This window comes from Staphylococcus sp. HMSC34C02, assembly GCF_001838705.1.
Lineage (GTDB): Bacteria > Bacillota > Bacilli > Staphylococcales > Staphylococcaceae > Staphylococcus > Staphylococcus borealis.
On record NZ_KV838592.1, the window covers coordinates 465,932 to 482,338 of the forward strand.

Below are 16,407 nucleotides of genomic sequence, written 5' to 3' on the forward strand. Positions count from 1 at the left end.
CTTTGCTTGTAGAAACTGATTAACTCAGTTTCTCTGTGTTGGGGCCCTTATTATGGGACAGCTTCAGCCTGTAGTCCTCTAAAGAAATTCTTAGATGAATATTCACTCATTATAGTTGCGACGCTTTCCTGTGGGAAAGGCTCGTGCCTGTAGTCACTCGACACTTTCTTTTCCACTAGGAGTCGCGCAACAACATTCGTCATTCATCTCTAGAATTTCTTACATAAGTGCGCTAGCACTTATGTTCATTAATAATCAACGTAAGAGTCTCGCCAAAACACTTTGTATTTATATATAATTTTACATTGAAATACTTTAAAAAAATAAGGCACTTTCGTATCATTTAGTAAGTACTAGCAAACTAAATTAACGAAGTGCCTTAAATTTAATGATTAGAACATGACTCAACTCACTCTACTAAGATCATTGTAAGTCTTATCTCAATGAACGATATTGAGAGTCATGTGCTTAATAACACCCTTATGATTAAACTAAATATGATTTGAACATCCAATTGTGTTTATCAACAGAATTTTTCATTCCGATGAACATATCTTCTGATACATCATCGCCAGCTTCTCCTGCTACTTCAATAGATTTAACTAATTGCTCTGAGATATTTGTTAAATCTATTGAGAATGCTTCTACCATTTGTTCTGCTGAGTAGTTTTTACCCGCTTCATCAACGATTGAAATGTCTAAGCTTTCTTTTAATGTTCCAACTGGATTACCGCCAATTGCTAAAATACGTTCAGCTAAGTCATCTACATATTGACTTGCTTCGTTATATAACTCTTCAAATTTCTCATGTAATGAGAAGAAATTAGGACCTTTAACGTACCAATGGAAATTGTGTAATTTTGTATAAGCTACTGTCCAGTTCGCAACTTGTTGGTTTAATTCTTTTACTACATCTTGTTGACTCATTATATTCTCTCCTTGTTTATCACTATTTTTTCTCTTTATTACAATTATTATTATATTATAATTATTATAATCTGTAAATAGATATGATCATCTTTTTTATGATGATTTTATGCGTAAGTCAAAAACCTTTATATAGTATATTAAAAGCCATTTATCTGCATTTGAAAAGTAATTTGCACTATCATTCAAATCATTTTATTATCATTAGTGTATATGAAATTATCAATTAAAATTAAAAATTATCAATTAATCTCGATTATCGTCAATAAAGAAAGTTTTTTCATATTCATTAGGTTGGTGCCAATGTGTCTTCCACATTCTATTGCGATTATTAGCAAATAAATTATAAGCCCAATCTCTAATAGGACGTGGCGTAACTTTGAGCAACCATCCTAACCACTTATAATCAGTAGTTGCAAGTATAAGACTCGCTATAGCATTAGATTTGAATTCTAAATGTTGACCACGTTGTAATATAACGCTGTTTTTATTTAATGCTTCTGGATGCTGTTCAAATAAATGATGCGCTGATTCACTCTTTAAGGTTGCAAATTCATAGCTTTTAGGAAGTCCGTGTTGTATTAACCAAATACAATAGTTATAGCAATACACACAATTACCGTCATAATAAATAATTGGCATCTTCTATCACCTTCCATTACTTCTTAGTATTCATATTCCATGATTTGACTTATGTTAAACACTAAAAGTGATACAGATAAGGTTTAACTTTATTGTGACGCCGTTGTAAATCAGTTAATCGACTACATCTATATTATTTCTAATAAATAAAAAAGAGTGGACTAGAATTCCTTTCGAATTCATTGTCCACTCACTAGAACTAAAATAACCATACTATGATAACTGTTTCAGATTAGCCAACTTCTATTAACATAGAAAATAGTTAATCTTGGCGTTCTCTGAATTCCAGCCATTTTATTTATTCATGATTTACTTTAACAATTCTTGTATATTTAAGAAATTGTTTTGAGTATTTACGTTTAATATCCTCTAATCGATCATATGTTACGCCAATAATATGCCAGTTTGGATTGAAATGGTAGAATGAATCTTTTTCTCTTGACCACTTAACCATTTGTCCTTCTTTATTATACCTAGGTAATGTCACTTCATACCCTTCAAGTACATTAATATATGTTTGAAATATATCAGGGTCAATTCTATTAAAGTTATCAATGACTAAGTAACTTTTATCATTTTTAGGCATCAATTGTGTAATAAACCCTTCACGATAATATAATGCACCAGCTTCATTTGGTAAATACTTACCATACAACATATCTTCCGTAAAATCTGGATGCCCACTCGTAATCACAGGGTTAGCATTTGTCTTTTGTAGTAAATTATTCGCTGCTTTCAATCCTTCTTCACGTTGTTCTACTACTAATAATATGAAAGGTTTAATACCTTCTTCATGATGGTCTGTATCAATTTCTGTTTTCTTAATCGTTTCAAAAGGCGTTTTGATGCCATCATTGTTGCTCATTTCAATAATTGCATCATACTGTGTTTGGCTCATGCTTGCGATAGCTTGCTTCGCATTTTCTTGTAAGAAATACAGATTTTTTAACTTAGGATGTTTGTTCAATGCACCTAAAGTTACAGGCGTAATATGTTTATCATAGTATATTTCAATGGCTGTACTGTTGGTTCTACCTGGAATCGGTGGTTTCTCATGAATATGTCGAGATACCTCTCCAATGCCTACCACTGACTGATTCTCGTATTTATTATAGAATACAAGGTTATCTCCCACTTCTAATTGATTATAAAAATGATAGCCATTGCGTTTGATGCCATTATAAGTGTGTGTATAAATCGTATAATATTCACCTGGCTCAAATGACTCAGTTTCAGATAGGAAGAAATAACGTGGAAGTTTTTCTTCGCCTTTGCCTAATGAAACAATTAAATCATATTCTTCTTTAGTTAATTGATTAATTAATGTTTCACGCATGTTGTTCATGCGAAAATCGAGTGTCTCACTACGCTTTAAATAATCTGTTGTTAAAGGCTTTAATAATTCGTTAAATTTAAATTCAACTCTTATTTTATTTTGAGCGCCTGTTTGTACGCTAATGATCTCACCAATACCAAGTAATCCAGTATCTGTTTGGACTTGATAAAATATAACTTGATCACCTGTTTTGGCTTTTTTAAAAGCTCTAAAACCTTGGGTAGGATTAAACTGGGCGCCAGATTCAAATAAAGTTGTTTGACCTACTAAAGGCTCGTTATGATTCCATCTCGTATAGCCACAATTAAGCCAAAAGTAATTTATTTCTTCTTCCATAGTGGATCTCCTTTAAATGTATTCTTATAAATCAATATGTATCCCTATTTATTGTAATATTTAAATTTTTAAAGTTACTTAAGTTATGCTTTAAATCTTAACATATCGACGTAATTTTATGTTTAATTTTTTTTATATTCTATCACATTTTAATAAGTTGCAAAAAAATAGAGCAAACATTCAGAATCAATGACCAATTAATTCTAAATATTTCCCCTATACAAGTTATTGCTGTGCAAGTAAGCTACCTAACAATGGCATTAAATTAATCATAATGCCTCCAAGTTTCAATAATCCACTGATTTCTTTATCTTTAAATGTAATGATTGCACTTATAATACCTAAAATTGCAACAACTCTAGGAATCGTAAGCGAAGGATATTGTGGCATATTGAAGAAAACACCTGCTCCTGCAATCACACCACATACTAAGGAAATATATAAAAACTGTTTCAACACTCACACTCCTTTAGTAAATAAATGACATAAATATAAAATGAAATATTAGATATAACTAATAATTAATGTAAAGTCTCCTTCAAAAACGCTATCTAAATCTTCTGAAGTTAACACGAAGTTAGAACCTTTTTGAATTTTAAAGATTTCGCCATCAACAATCATTTGTCCATCACCATTAAGGACAGAAACAAGACAAAATTCTCTTGGTTTCATATAATTTAGCGTTCCACTGACTTCCCATTTCACCATTGTAAAGAAATCATTAGACACAATGTGACTACACTTATGATTTTCAATAATTTCATTTTCCGGAACAATACTTGATAATTCTTGAGAATATTGAATGACATCTAATGCTTTATCGATATTCAGAGAAGAAGGTTGATCACGTTCTCTATCATAATCATATAGTCTATATGTAATATCTGAAGACTGCATTGTTTCATATACTGTAATTCCTGCACCAATTGAATGTACCGTGCCAGCAGGAATAAAGTAAAATTCTCCAGGTTGTACGTTTACCTTTTTGAGTGTTTCCATGAATTTATCTTGTTCGATTTGCTCTTCTAATTCTTCTTTTGAGTTAACTGATGTACCAATGATCACTTCAGCATCTTCTTCAGCATCGATAATGTACCAACATTCTGATTTGCCATATTGCCCATTTTCATATTCATAAGCATAAGAATCATCTGGGTGAACATGAATCGATAATGGTTCCTTAGCATCAACGATTTTACATAGTAAAGGAAAATCCTTACTTGGAAAGTCTCCAAATAGCTCTCTATGTTGCGTCCATACTTGATCTAAAGTTTGTCCTGCATAAGGACCATTAAGAATCATACTTTTACCATTTGGGTGTGCTGAAATTCCCCAGCATTCTCCAACTGATTCGCTTGGAATGTCGTAATTAAATTGTTTTAGTTTATTACCGCCCCAAATTTTGTCGTGAAAAACAGGCTTTAAAAATAATGGCATAATTGCACCCCCTAAAACCGTTAAAGGCCGTATTCTCTATTTCTAAAGTAAATAATAATTTGCTGTTTAATATGTATTAAAACCTAAAAGTCAATTATGTAAGCGTTGAATTATAGTCATGCTAAAGGATGAGCACGACCAATATAATCACTCGTATCTTTATTATATCAACTTTAGTCCTATTTTAATAGAAATTATTAAAAGGATAAAAGAAGTGGTCGTGGGATTGACGTTCAATTTGCTAGGCCCACGACCACTAATACAAGGATGACTAGCGCTAAAAAGAATTAGTTTAATTATTACTCAATACTGTTAACTACTGCGATTAAGCAATACAACTTCTTATTTTCACCTTTTAACATAGTCACATAATGTGTATACAAAATAGTCATCTTTAAACTTTACTTATTCATATGAAGATAATGCTTCGCGAATTGATTGATTACCGGAAACAACTTGAAATTCTTTATTCACAAATTTGTTATCTGATGTTGCAACTTCTTTTAACACGCTTGCTACATCTTCTCTAGGTATAGCACCTCTACCATCAAAATATAATGCAGTTTCAATTTTAGAAGTGCCTTCTTTATCTTCTAAAGCACCTGGGTGAACAATCGTATAATTTAATCCAGAATTAATTAAATGCTCATCAGCGTAATGTTTTGCAATCGTGTAGGGTTTTAAATCACCACTTGCATCAAATGCTTCTCGACGGGCATCATACGTTGATACCATAATGTAGTGCTTGATATTAGCTTGTTTACTTGCTTCAATAGTTTTAATTGCACCATCTAAATCTACAATAATTGTTTTATCTGCACCTGTACTACCACCAGAACCTACTGAGAATATCACTTTATCAAAGCCTTTAAATGTTTGAGTTAAGTCTTCAATACTATCTTTTTCAACATCGACCAATGTTGCTTTACTTCCCTCTTGTTTTAATGATTCTACTTGCTCATTTTTTCTAACACCAGCTGTGAAGTCAACATTATCTTCTTTTAATTGTCTAACTAATTTTGAACCTACGCCACCATTAGCACCTATAACTAATAAACTCATATAAATCGGCCTCCTTATTAAATCTATATCCTTGCTTTAACCACTTTCAGGAAAATTAAAACGTCAGTCATTTTTTTGACATAGATATCATAATGTATTAAATTAATATATGAACATATTTTCATATATTAATAAGAGGTGTTTCACATGACGGTTCATGTTAACGATTCAAATGAAGAAGCTATTTTGAAACAAACAACAGAAATTTTCAAAGCTTTAAGTGATTACAATAGGCTAAGAATTCTTCGCTTGCTAGATCAATCAGAGGCAAGTGTTGGGCATATTACACACACACTAAATTTAAGTCAATCTAACGTGTCTCATCAGCTTAAAATCCTCAAACAAGCAGGACTTGTTAAATCTTTAAGGCAAGGCCAGTCAAAAATTTATTCGCTTGATGATCAACATGTTTCTACGTTATTGAAACAAGCCATTCATCATACAATACATCTAAGAGGTGACTATTCATATGACTAATCATTCGCACTCACATTCACATGTTCATACGAATAATAAAAAGATACTAAGCATTTCATTTATAATCATTGGGCTTTTCATGGTAATAGAAATTGTAGGTGGCTTTATTGCCAATAGTTTAGCATTATTATCTGATGGGTTACATATGTTTAGTGACACGGTTTCACTAGGTGTCGCACTGATTGCCTTTATTTACGCTGAAAAGAATGCTACATCTACTAAAACATTTGGTTATAAACGCTTCGAAGTATTAGCTGCATTATTTAACGGCGTAACTTTATTTGTCATCAGTATAATTATCATTGTCGAGGCAATTAAAAGATTTTTTGTACCACCTGAAGTTCAATCAACAGAAATGTTTATCATTAGTTTAATTGGTTTAATCGTTAACATTGTTGTAGCTATTATTATGTTTAGAGGTGGCGATACATCACATAATTTAAATATGCGTGGTGCATTTGTCCATGTTCTTGGAGATCTATTAGGTTCTGTAGGGGCTATTATCGCTTCAATTCTAATTTGGACATTTAACTTTACCATTGCAGATCCAATTGCAAGTATATTAGTCTCACTATTAATTTTGAAAAGTGCTTTTGGTATTACACAATCATCGATTAACATTTTAATGGAAGGGACACCTTCCGACATTGATTTAGAACAAGTCATTTTCACCATTATGCATCATGAGGAAATACAGAATGTTCATGACTATCATGTATGGACCATTTCCAATGATATGAATGCATTAAGTTGCCATGCAGTCGTAGATAAATCACTTACGATGGATGCGTGTGAACAATTACTTAAACGAATAGAACATGACTTAGCACATCTCAATATTCAACATATGACGATACAATTAGAAACACCAAAACATCAACATGATGACACTATATTATGCTCTGGTGCCATGCATCATCATACACATTAAAATAATTTTATTAGATATTAATCAAGGGTTGGACTATAAATTCAATTAGAATTCTGTCCAACCCCTATTTCATTGCTTATAGAAAATGGTCAAATATAAGTTGCTTTGCTGGTACTTGTTTTTCGTCAAAACCTTGTAAATATTCTTCATTATCATAAGGAAGTTTTATTCTTTCAATTGAGAACTCATTATCATTAATCGTTACGATACCGTAAACTGCATTAGCCCCATTATTTAGACCTACAGCACCAGGATTAAAGTAAATCGTTTCATTATCATCATATAAATGCATCTGATGATTGTGACCAAATGCAATTAAATCAGCATCTTTATCTTTGAACAGCTCAATAATATTGTCTTTACTATTCTCAGTGATTGGACTAAATGGTTGTCCTTCAATGCCAGTTTCTAATTTTTGATTTTCAATTTCATAATGAATGAATAGTAATTTTTTCCCACAAATTGTTTTTTCAATGTATCTTGGCAATAAGTTGATTTGGTCGTAATAATCCTCATCCATATGACTCTCTATCCATTGATGATGTTCATAAAATTTATCCTTTAAGTCTTCTGGATAAGGCGTGCCATTTACTAATGACATAACCGCTTCATCATGATTACCAGCAATAATTTCCATATCATCACGATCAAATATGATATCTAATACTTTATTTGTTTCATGACCAATTCCGATATTGTCCCCAAGATTATAAATTTTATCAATATCTTCTCTATTATCAATATCATCTAAGACAGTTTGTAATGCATCGAAATTACCATGCACATCTGTAATAATCGCGAATTTCATGATGATATCTCCTTTCAAAATTTAATCATTAGCATATTTTAACACTTAATCTTGAAATATGTTAGATATTATTTTAAAAAAAGTATAAATTTTGATATTGTATTTATATTAAAGTAAAGGAGTGCTTATATTTGTTCAAATATCATAGTTTGGCATTAAAAAATGCTAAGCCGCAAATTCTTAAGACGATTCTATTTAGTATCGTAAGTTTTATTGTAGTATTTGCGGTTTTTACTGTTGCTAGAACTTTCTTTATGCAGTATTTCATGCAAATGCAACTAGCAGCACAATTTCAACAATCATCGGGTCCATATTTAATAATTATGATCCTAGCTTTATTACTGGGATTACTATTCTTTGTATTTGCTGGTTATCAATTACTAGCAGGTGCAATTAACGTTATCGCTAAAGCAATTTCAAGAGAAGATGTTCATTTTAGTGATTTAGTCGTAGCTTTTAAAAAAGGTAAATATGGTAAGAGTTTACTTCTATCATTAATTACCATTGGTTTATTTATCGTGATGTACTTAATTATAGTAGCATTAAATTATTTATTTAATTTAGCTTTAACGCCTTTATTTACGTCATTACAGTCAGCAGTCAGTGCATCTGACAATGCTATTGCTATTTTACTAACGATTCAAATTATAATTTTAATTATCATTGGTTTAATAACATCAATCGTATCTTGGTTCTTTTTCATATTAATGATTAATTATACTGTGTCATTAGTGCGTGAATCTAATCATAGCGCTATTTCTCACTTTAAAAATGGCTTTAAAGGAATTAAAAATGGTCATAAAACATGGTTAAAATTCTTTATTGCTGTGCTTTTAATCAATTTAATTATTATTATCATTACACAACCGCTTGGGACAATTCTTTCTGTAGCAACAGGTAATATGTCTCAAAAAGTTGCTACAGTTATTTTATATGTAGCACAAATCATCATTATTGTATTACGTTTAATCCTTTATTATATTCTTATCATGGGTGTAGTACAGTACTTCTTAAAACGTGGTGAAACATTAAGTACGACACCAAAAGAGAAGAAAACTAAACGTAACAAAGCAACGCGTAAAAATGATACGTTAAGTAAACAAATTAATGATGATAAAGCGCATCAATCCACTAAAGACGTTGCAAATGATCATTCAAATAAAATGAAGCGCAATGTTGAACAAAAATCTGAAAATATTAAAGATGAAGCTAGTAAAAATCTAAATAAAGATAAATAATATAAATAAGGTGGAACCTATGCCAGTGAGGGGTTCCACCTTATTTTTTATCGATATTATTTTAAAAATTTACTTTCTAAGAATAATGCAGCCCCATCTTCTTCATTCGTAAATTCCGTTACCTCATCAGTAATTTCTTGTATTTCTGATCGTGCATTTTTCATGGCAACACTATACCCTCCAAATGCAAACATAGCTCTATCATTATCACTATCTCCTATAACTAGTGTATCCTCTTGTTTAATGTTGAAATGGTCGATCATTTCTTTAATACCTGTTCCTTTATCTGTATGCTGCGCCATTGTTTCAGCGTTAAATCTTGATGAATTAGAAACACTAATATTTAAAAGAACTTGGTTCTGAATAAGTTCATCTCTGAAAGTAGTTATTTTCTCTAAGTTTGTTGTAAATAAATAAATTTTAGCATAGTTATCGTCAGGTATATGATCTTTCCAATCAATCTTACCAGCCATTGCATCTCGTCTAGATTTCCATTCACTTTCACTTACATGATTCGGCGGTGTATCACCTTTAATCATTTCTTGCATCCAAACTTTATCTTCCTTTAGTGCTATTCTTGAGCCATTAAACGGGAATACTTCATAATATATTTCCTGTTGTTGTGCTAATGATACGATTCGTTTAACACTTTCAGTTGATAAACAATGCATAAATAGATTATCACCATTGATTTCCCCACTTGTACCATTTGAACTAATGATGCCATCGACTTCAAATTGAGGTGGCACAAGTTGATTAATTTCAGAATAAGAGCGTCCTGTTGCTAGGAATACTTTATATCCTTTTGCTCTTAAATCATCAATAACTGTTTTTGTTTTAATTGAAGCTTGATTATCTTCATGTAAAATCGTTCCATCCATATCTAGAAAAATCGCTTTGATATTATTCAATGTCATATCGCTTTCTCCTTTAAGTATCTTTTATAAAATTGTGGCATTATTTGATGAAATGTGCAATGACCTTACTTTTTTTAATATAAAGAATATCGTTGTTTATCATTTACGCCGAGGTACGTTTTTCCATCGAAATCAACATGATACCACCTCATAACATTACAATTGTAAGATAATTCCGATATTTTATCAAAGTATCACTTGCATACATTATTGTGTGGTTAGATGTATAAAAAAAGAGCAAGCCCAAATCCAAATGAATTTGTGATCTTGCTCCATTGAATGTATTTTAAACGAATGTAGTCCTATTTCCTAAAACTCAAATGAACTATTCAACTGTAACTGATTTAGCTAGGTTACGAGGTTTATCTACATCTAAGCCTCTGTGTAACGCTGCATAGTATGCAATTAATTGTAACGTAACAACAGATACAAGTGGTGTTAATAATTCGTGTACATGAGGGATGACATACGTATCTCCATCTTTTTCTAAACCTTCCATTGAGATAATACAAGGCTTAGCACCACGTGCAACAACCTCTTTAACATTACCACGAATAGATAAGTTAACCTTTTCTTGTGTAGAAAGTGCGATAACTGGTGTACCATCTTCAATTAAGGCTATTGTACCGTGTTTAAGTTCTCCACCAGCAAATCCTTCAGCTTGAATGTAAGAAATTTCTTTTAACTTTAATGAACCCTCAAGGCTGACATTATAATCCATTGTACGACCAATAAAGAACGCATTACGTGTTGTTTCTAAGAAATCTTTAGCAATTTGTTCCATTTTAGGTGTATCATCAACGATTGTCTCAATAGCAGTTGTTACTTTAGCTAATTCTCTTAATAAATCAATATCATTATCTCGACCATGTGCTTTGGCTACAACTTGAGATAAAATTGATAAAACTGCGATTTGAGCTGTATATGCTTTCGTAGATGCAACTGCAATTTCAGGACCAGCATGTAATAATAATGTATGATCTGCTTCACGTGATAATGTTGAACCAGCTACATTTGTAACCGTTAGTGATTTATAACCTAATTTGTTAGTTTCAACTAATACCGCACGACTGTCTGCAGTTTCCCCTGATTGAGAAATATAGATGAATAAAGGTTTTTCAGACAATAATGGCATATTATAAACAAACTCAGAAGCTACATGAACTTCAGTTGGTACGCCAGCCCATTTTTCTAAGTATTCTTTACCTACTAATCCAGCGTGATAGCTTGTTCCTGCAGCAATAATATAAATACGATCTGCAGCGGCAACATCTTTAATAATTTCTGGATCAATTTTCAAGTCGCCATTTTCATCTTCGTATTCTTGAATAATACGACGCATAACTGCTGGTTGTTCATTAATTTCTTTAAGCATATAGTGGTCATAGATACCTTTTTCAGCGTCTGAGGCATCAATTTGAGCCGTATACGTATCACGATCTTGAACATTACCATCTTGATCTTTAATGATTACACTATCTTTCTTAACGATAACGATTTCATGGTCATGAATTTCTTTATATTCATTCGTAACTTTAATCATAGCTAATGCGTCTGAGGCAATAACATTGAAACCTTCGCCAACACCAACTAATAAAGGTGATTTATTTTTAGCTACATAAATCGTGTCTCTATCTTGGTTATCAAGTAAACCTAATGCATATGAACCATGTAATAAAGATACAACTTTAGAGAAAGCTTCTTCAGTTTCTAAACCTTTATTTGAAAAGTATTCAACTAACTGTACAATGACTTCTGTATCCGTCTCAGATTGGAATGTTACATCTGCTAAGTACTCACTTTTTAATTCTTCGTAGTTTTCAATGACACCATTATGAACTAATGTGAAACGTTCACTATTAGATTGATGTGGATGTGAGTTAACAGTACTTGGTACACCGTGAGTAGCCCAACGTGTGTGACCGATACCAACATGCCCATCCGTATCATTATTGTCAGCAACTTTTCTTAATTCTGCAATACGACCTTTTTCTTTAAATACAGTTGTACCATTATCATTTGCAACTGCAATACCAGCTGAATCATATCCTCTGTATTCTAATTTTTCTAATCCTGATAATAGCAATTCTTTTGCATTATCATATCCGATATATCCTACAATTCCGCACATAAATTTTCCCTCCGTTAAATATAGCTTGAAAATTTTATCTGTTATATAAAATTTAAATAGGTTAAGAGATTTTACAACTTTGTAATTATCTTTTAGATAATATCTTTTAATATTGATATTTTATCTTTATCTTATTTACCCTATTAAGCCATATTATATTTCTAAGATTTTTTTAAATTTAGGCATTCTTATTATTTTTGTGCATTTAGTTACCTAAATGTTTTAAATAATAAGCTAACGAATGAGCCACATCCGGAATAGCATCCGCCGATAAGTTCGATGACTATTCTCCTCGTCTGCAATAATATAAAATGTTCTACAATAGTTCTCATATTTAACTTTTGATCATTGAAACACTTATATATTGCCCTGGCGCTTTGTAATTATTTTTATACTATCCTCCTTCCAATATTATTTATTTTACACTTTTCAGATAAATGAATGCAAACAATTTCCAACCTTTTTAGCGAAAAGTAAAAATAAATATATTTTATAATTTTCAAAAATAGGTAAAAATTAATCTTAATTATTAAATTAATGCTAAACAATATAGCAATCAACAGAATGTAAGCACTTTCAATGCAATATATCTATTAAAAAACCTCCAAAGTTACAATTTAATGTATACTTTGAAGGTTTATAGTGTACGAGATAAATTATTATTCTAAGCCCATTTTTGCTTGTACTTCGTCAGCAATACGTTGAGCAAAACGTTGCGCGTCTTCATCAGTTGAAGCTTCAACCATAACACGAACTAATGGTTCAGTACCTGAAGGTCTAACTAAAATTCTACCTTCACCGTTCATTTCAGTTTCAACTTCATTCATTACATTTTTAACATCTTCATTATCTTCAACATGGTGTTTATCTGTAACTTTAACATTAATTAAAGACTGAGGATACTTTTTCATTTGCGCAGCTAACTCACTTAGTGGTTTGCCACTCATTTTAATTACGGCAGCTAATTGAACACCTGTTAGTAAACCATCACCTGTCGTATTGTAATCCATCATAACAATGTGACCTGATTGTTCACCACCTAAGTTGTAATTTCCTTTTCTCATTTCTTCTACTACGTATCGATCTCCAACTTTTGTTTTATTAGATTTGATACCTTCATTTTCAAGTGCTTTATAGAAGCCTAAGTTACTCATTACAGTAGAAACAATCATGTCATTGTTTAATTCTTGATTTTTATGCATTTCTTGACCAATTACAAACATAATTTGGTCCCCGTCAATGATATTACCTTTTTCATCAACGGCAATTAAACGATCTCCATCTCCATCAAATGCTAAACCAAAGTCGCTTTCAGTTTCTAGAACCTTTTCAGCTAACAATTCAGGATGTGTTGATCCACAATTGTCATTAATATTATAACCATCAGGACTACAACCAATAGTTTCAGTATCTGCTTCTAAATCTCCAAATAAGAAAGGCGCTAGTGCTGATGTAGAACCATTTGCACCATCTAATGTTATTTTTAATCCTTCTAAATTAACATCAATTGTTGATTTTAAGTAACTTAAATATTTTTGAGCACCTTCAAAGTAATCTGAAAAATGAACAATATCTGTACCAACTGGTCGTGGTAAATCCGGATTTTCTTGATCTAATAATGCCTCTATTTCTTCTTCTTGAGCATCTGATAATTTGAAGCCATCTGCTCCGAAAAACTTAATGCCGTTATCAGCAACAGGGTTATGTGAAGCCGAAATCATAACACCTAATTCAGCACCCATTTCTCTAGTAAGATAAGCTACGCCGGGTGTAGATATTACACCCAATCTCATAACTTCTGCACCAATTGAAGCTAAACCTGCAATTAAAGCAGATTCTAGCATTTCGCCTGATACACGTGTATCTCTACCTACTAAAACTTTAGGTCTATCAGCATCCTCGTTATGTGCTAATACATAGCCACCATAACGGCCTAACTTAAATGCTAATTCAGGTGTTAACTCTTTATTAGCTATACCTCTTACTCCATCCGTACCAAAATATTTTCCCATTATAAATACTCCTTTATAAAATGTTTTAGTTTAAACTTATATGTGCTGTTATGTCATCTGGATCAGCTTTTTTCACTTTATCTGGTAATTGCAATTGAACGTTCTGATCTGTCGATTCTGTAATATTATCAAGATCAACTGTCGCTTCTATCTCATTAATATCTTGCAAATCATCTCTGTTACCATAAATTTCAATTTCTTCTTCATCAAGCGTTATATTATCTAAACTAGCACCATTAGGTAAACTACCTTTTTGCTTGATTTTAACTTTAACCTTTTTACTATACTCTTGAAGTTTAACATTGAGTTTTACTTCATTTGGTTGAATATTAACATCCAATTTATTTAATGATTTATCAAATGCAGTTACATCTGCAACATCCGATGTGTCTTGACTTAATTTATTTGCATCCTTAAAAGTCGCTTTTAAGTATGCGATTTTCTTAAGTTGTTCTCTACCACCTGTTACTTTAACTGAATTAGGCTCTACAGAACTATCTCTAACTTTATAATTTGGGTCAATATCATCTTTACCTATATCTGCCTGAACATGCATCGTTTTCGTTTCTTTATCTTCTAAAGTGACATAAGCTTGTTTCGGTTTAACATTATAATTGATATCATTACTCAAGCCTTTAACAATGTAATCCTCTTTATACTTTCCTGCTTTAGCGTTCGATAAATCTACTGCAACTTTAATATCGTCCGTATTTTCAATTTTAATTAACTTAGACTGTGGACCTGAAACAGTAACATTAACCGTCTCAGGAGCTTTAGTTACATGTAAATCCTTAGAATTATAAATTATCTCTACTGGTACATCTTCAATTGTTTTAGATGAATTTTGTGATAAATTATCATTATTGAAAATGTTACCAAACACATTATTAACTGATAAATAGAAAAAGATTGCTAATAAAAGTGCAATAAATCTAAGACCCCATTTGCTCTCTAGCATCTTATTTCACACCTTTCTTTTGAAAGCGTGTTCCAAACCAATGTTCGGCTAATAATTCTTCAAATACCTCACTCGAGATATCTCTACGTAATTTGCCATCAAATGTTACTGATATCGATCCCGTTTCCTCTGAAACAACGATTGTAAATGCATCTGAGACTTCAGAAATACCTACTGCTGCTCTATGTCTAGTACCTAGGCTTTTAGAAATTTTAGCACTATCTGATAACGGTAAGTAACTCGCTGCACTCGCAATCTTAGAATTTTGAATTATCATTGCACCATCGTGTAACGGTGTATTCGGTATAAAGACATTAATTAATAATTCTTGTGATATTTCAGAATTCATCGCTATACCCGTTTCAATATAATCCTGCAATCCCGTTTCCTTTTCAAATACGATTAAAGCACCTATACGTCTTTTAGCCATATACTGAACAGCCTTTGAAACTGCTTGAATTAACTTTTCTTCATCATGACTGTATGTATTAGTATAACGTTTAAATAAGCTTCCACGACCCAACTGCTCTAATGCTCTTCTAATTTCTGGTTGGAAAATGACAATAAGTGCAAGTACCCCCCATTGAATTACGATATCAAAAAGCTTAGATGTGGCAGTTAAATTTAGAATTTTACTCACTTGTTGCCCAATAACAATAAAAAGTATACCTTTGAGTAATTGAATCGCCTTGGTTCCTTTAAATACAGTAATGAGAAGATAAAGGACATACCATACTATAAGTAAATCCAGCACACTCGTTACAATTTTTAATGTACTAAGATTATCAAAAAAGTTGGAAAAATCCATAGCATCTCCTCCGAATATTTTTTCCATAGTCATAATTATACCAATGATAGTGACAACTGTCATATGTGCAAACACATTGTATTAAAAAAAATAATAAGTATATAACATCATTCTTTTCAAACTCATTCTATCCCTTTTCATAAATATTATGAATACAATATGTTAAAAACTTTTATATTATAGTATTGTTCAAAAACACAAAAAAAGCACTCCTATTTAGGAGTGCTAGTGAGTGAGCCATAGAGGATTCGAACCTCTGACCCTCTGATTAAAAGTCAGATGCTCTACCAACTGAGCTAATGGCTCAAAGATGGTGCCGGCCAGAGGACTTGAACCCCCAACCTACTGATTACAAGTCAGTTGCTCTACCAATTGAGCTAGGCCGGC

The 16,407-nt window shown here is 31.8% G+C and carries 15 protein-coding genes and 2 tRNA genes; 3 read left to right on the forward strand and 14 right to left on the reverse strand.

All coding sequences use genetic code 11. From position 1 onward, the window contains the following. Nucleotides 1–486 precede the first annotated feature (486 nt). From HMPREF3239_RS10905 to HMPREF3239_RS10930, 6 genes are all read right to left on the reverse strand, one after another. Nucleotides 487–930 carry a Dps family protein gene (locus HMPREF3239_RS10905; RefSeq protein WP_141763610.1) on the reverse strand — a complete coding sequence of 148 codons (444 nt, stop codon included), beginning with the start codon at nucleotides 928–930 and terminating at the stop codon, nucleotides 487–489. Between the two features lie 243 nt (nucleotides 931–1,173). Beyond that, nucleotides 1,174–1,569: a thiol-disulfide oxidoreductase DCC family protein gene (locus HMPREF3239_RS10910; protein WP_070855645.1), complete on the reverse strand. Its 396-nt coding sequence runs from the start codon at nucleotides 1,567–1,569 to the stop codon at nucleotides 1,174–1,176. A 298-nt stretch (nucleotides 1,570–1,867) separates the two neighbouring features. Beyond that, nucleotides 1,868–3,241 carry an EVE domain-containing protein gene (locus HMPREF3239_RS10915; RefSeq protein WP_053031506.1) on the reverse strand — a complete coding sequence of 458 codons (1,374 nt, stop codon included), beginning with the start codon at nucleotides 3,239–3,241 and terminating at the stop codon, nucleotides 1,868–1,870. 225 nt (nucleotides 3,242–3,466) lie between these two features. Next, complete coding sequence (locus tag HMPREF3239_RS10920) at nucleotides 3,467–3,697, reverse strand: hypothetical protein (RefSeq protein WP_053031508.1); 231 nt, start codon at nucleotides 3,695–3,697, stop codon at nucleotides 3,467–3,469. 48 nt (nucleotides 3,698–3,745) lie between these two features. Beyond that, the gene (locus HMPREF3239_RS10925; RefSeq protein WP_053031510.1) at nucleotides 3,746–4,678 is read right to left on the reverse strand and encodes a type I phosphomannose isomerase catalytic subunit; all 933 of its coding nucleotides are present in this window, start codon (nucleotides 4,676–4,678) and stop codon (nucleotides 3,746–3,748) included. A gap of 405 nt (nucleotides 4,679–5,083) precedes the next feature. Then, the gene (locus HMPREF3239_RS10930) at nucleotides 5,084–5,740 is read right to left on the reverse strand and encodes an SDR family oxidoreductase (protein ID WP_070855646.1); all 657 of its coding nucleotides are present in this window, start codon (nucleotides 5,738–5,740) and stop codon (nucleotides 5,084–5,086) included. A 147-nt stretch (nucleotides 5,741–5,887) separates the two neighbouring features. Between HMPREF3239_RS10930 and HMPREF3239_RS10935 the strand changes: the two genes are divergently transcribed. Beyond that, entirely contained in the window at nucleotides 5,888–6,217 is a 330-nt protein-coding gene (locus HMPREF3239_RS10935) for an ArsR/SmtB family transcription factor (RefSeq protein WP_070855647.1), read from the forward strand. Next, nucleotides 6,210–7,148: a CDF family zinc efflux transporter CzrB gene (czrB, locus tag HMPREF3239_RS10940; protein WP_070855648.1), complete on the forward strand. Its 939-nt coding sequence runs from the start codon at nucleotides 6,210–6,212 to the stop codon at nucleotides 7,146–7,148. The genes HMPREF3239_RS10935 and czrB overlap by 8 nt, the downstream gene beginning before the upstream one ends. Before the next feature lie 76 nt (nucleotides 7,149–7,224). Here the strand turns inward: czrB and HMPREF3239_RS10945 are convergent, their stop codons facing one another. Then, nucleotides 7,225–7,956 carry a metallophosphoesterase family protein gene (locus HMPREF3239_RS10945; RefSeq protein WP_070855649.1) on the reverse strand — a complete coding sequence of 244 codons (732 nt, stop codon included), beginning with the start codon at nucleotides 7,954–7,956 and terminating at the stop codon, nucleotides 7,225–7,227. Between the two features lie 131 nt (nucleotides 7,957–8,087). On the opposite strand from HMPREF3239_RS10945, the gene HMPREF3239_RS10950 reads away from it, so the two are divergent. After that, nucleotides 8,088–9,194, forward strand: coding sequence for a lytic transglycosylase (locus HMPREF3239_RS10950; RefSeq protein ID WP_070855650.1), 1,107 nt, complete (start codon nucleotides 8,088–8,090; stop codon nucleotides 9,192–9,194). Between the two features lie 56 nt (nucleotides 9,195–9,250). On the opposite strand, the gene HMPREF3239_RS10955 is transcribed toward HMPREF3239_RS10950, so the two are convergent. From HMPREF3239_RS10955 to HMPREF3239_RS10985, 7 genes are all read right to left on the reverse strand, one after another. After that, on the reverse strand, nucleotides 9,251–10,105 hold the full coding sequence (locus HMPREF3239_RS10955) for an HAD family hydrolase (RefSeq protein ID WP_256323756.1): 855 nt from the start codon (nucleotides 10,103–10,105) through the stop codon (nucleotides 9,251–9,253). 331 nt (nucleotides 10,106–10,436) lie between these two features. Beyond that, a complete protein-coding gene (gene glmS / locus HMPREF3239_RS10960) occupies nucleotides 10,437–12,242 on the reverse strand; it encodes a glutamine--fructose-6-phosphate transaminase (isomerizing) (RefSeq protein WP_053031525.1) in 1,806 nt (601 codons plus the stop codon). Between the two features lie 659 nt (nucleotides 12,243–12,901). Continuing rightward, nucleotides 12,902–14,254 carry a phosphoglucosamine mutase gene (gene glmM / locus HMPREF3239_RS10965; protein ID WP_070855652.1) on the reverse strand — a complete coding sequence of 451 codons (1,353 nt, stop codon included), beginning with the start codon at nucleotides 14,252–14,254 and terminating at the stop codon, nucleotides 12,902–12,904. Nucleotides 14,255–14,279: 25 nt separating this feature from the next. Then, nucleotides 14,280–15,212, reverse strand: coding sequence for a CdaR family protein (locus HMPREF3239_RS10970; RefSeq protein ID WP_053031529.1), 933 nt, complete (start codon nucleotides 15,210–15,212; stop codon nucleotides 14,280–14,282). 1 nt (nucleotide 15,213) lies between these two features. Then, nucleotides 15,214–16,020: a diadenylate cyclase CdaA gene (gene cdaA, locus HMPREF3239_RS10975; RefSeq protein WP_053031531.1), complete on the reverse strand. Its 807-nt coding sequence runs from the start codon at nucleotides 16,018–16,020 to the stop codon at nucleotides 15,214–15,216. Between the two features lie 233 nt (nucleotides 16,021–16,253). Continuing rightward, a tRNA-Lys gene (locus HMPREF3239_RS10980) sits at nucleotides 16,254–16,326 on the reverse strand. Between the two features lie 5 nt (nucleotides 16,327–16,331). After that, a tRNA-Thr gene (locus HMPREF3239_RS10985) sits at nucleotides 16,332–16,407 on the reverse strand.

Excerpts from the sequence above, each read along its gene's own strand:
- HMPREF3239_RS10910 (WP_070855645.1), bottom strand. The coding sequence starts at position 1,569 with ATGCCAATTATTTATTATGACGGTAATTGTGTGTATTGCTATAACTAT.
- HMPREF3239_RS10915 (WP_053031506.1), bottom strand. The coding sequence starts at position 3,241 with ATGGAAGAAGAAATAAATTACTTTTGGCTTAATTGTGGCTATACGAGA.
- HMPREF3239_RS10925 (WP_053031510.1), bottom strand. The coding sequence starts at position 4,678 with ATGCCATTATTTTTAAAGCCTGTTTTTCACGACAAAATTTGGGGCGGT.
- HMPREF3239_RS10930 (WP_070855646.1), bottom strand. The coding sequence starts at position 5,740 with ATGAGTTTATTAGTTATAGGTGCTAATGGTGGCGTAGGTTCAAAATTA.
- HMPREF3239_RS10935 (WP_070855647.1), top strand. The coding sequence starts at position 5,888 with ATGACGGTTCATGTTAACGATTCAAATGAAGAAGCTATTTTGAAACAA.
- czrB (WP_070855648.1), top strand. The coding sequence starts at position 6,210 with ATGACTAATCATTCGCACTCACATTCACATGTTCATACGAATAATAAA.
- HMPREF3239_RS10945 (WP_070855649.1), bottom strand. The coding sequence starts at position 7,956 with ATGAAATTCGCGATTATTACAGATGTGCATGGTAATTTCGATGCATTA.
- glmS (WP_053031525.1), bottom strand. The coding sequence starts at position 12,242 with ATGTGCGGAATTGTAGGATATATCGGATATGATAATGCAAAAGAATTG.
- glmM (WP_070855652.1), bottom strand. The coding sequence starts at position 14,254 with ATGGGAAAATATTTTGGTACGGATGGAGTAAGAGGTATAGCTAATAAA.
- HMPREF3239_RS10970 (WP_053031529.1), bottom strand. The coding sequence starts at position 15,212 with ATGCTAGAGAGCAAATGGGGTCTTAGATTTATTGCACTTTTATTAGCA.
- cdaA (WP_053031531.1), bottom strand. The coding sequence starts at position 16,020 with ATGGATTTTTCCAACTTTTTTGATAATCTTAGTACATTAAAAATTGTA.